Genomic DNA, 489 nt, shown 5'->3' with positions numbered 1-489 from the left:
AGAGATAGATGAACAAATTGATTGTCAATTTGCCAGTTTTTTAATCGAAAAGAATATATTTGATATAGAAAAAATATTTAAGTAATTATGAATCAGGAATTTAAAGACAGGTTGCATAAGGTAATACCAGGGGGTGCACATACTTACTCTCGAGGAGATGATCAGTTTCCTTCCAATGCACCCGCTATATTGGAGCGTGGAGAGGGTGCTTATGTATTTGGTCCTGATGGAAGAAAATACCTGGACTATGGAATGGGGTTACGTTCTGTAAATATAGGTTACGGTAATAAGGAAATTGCTGATGCATGTTATGCCGAAATAATGAAAGGCAATAATTTAACAAGGGCGTCTATAACGGAGCTTGTGGCTGCTGAACTGTTAACTTCATTAATACCTTCGGTAGACATGGTTAAGTTTGCAAAGCATGGTTCAACCGCTGTCTCTTATACACATCTGACGCTGCCGACTAACCACGACATGTGGTTGTAT

The 489-nt window shown here is 38.4% G+C and carries 1 protein-coding gene; it reads left to right on the top strand.

Annotation, left to right across the window (positions count from 1 at the left end):
* Positions 1-87: 87 nt before the first annotated feature.
* Positions 88-489 (top strand): aminotransferase class III-fold pyridoxal phosphate-dependent enzyme (locus tag JHD69_RS20280; RefSeq protein ID WP_199142134.1); only part of this gene is annotated, 402 nt, incomplete at its 3' end.

It is taken from the genome of Pedobacter sp. ASV12, assembly GCF_016429155.1.
In the GTDB taxonomy this organism is placed as follows: Bacteria; Bacteroidota; Bacteroidia; order Sphingobacteriales; family Sphingobacteriaceae; genus Pedobacter.
Note: the sequence above shows the minus strand (reverse complement) of the source record. Positions and strands in the feature narration are given on the sequence as shown.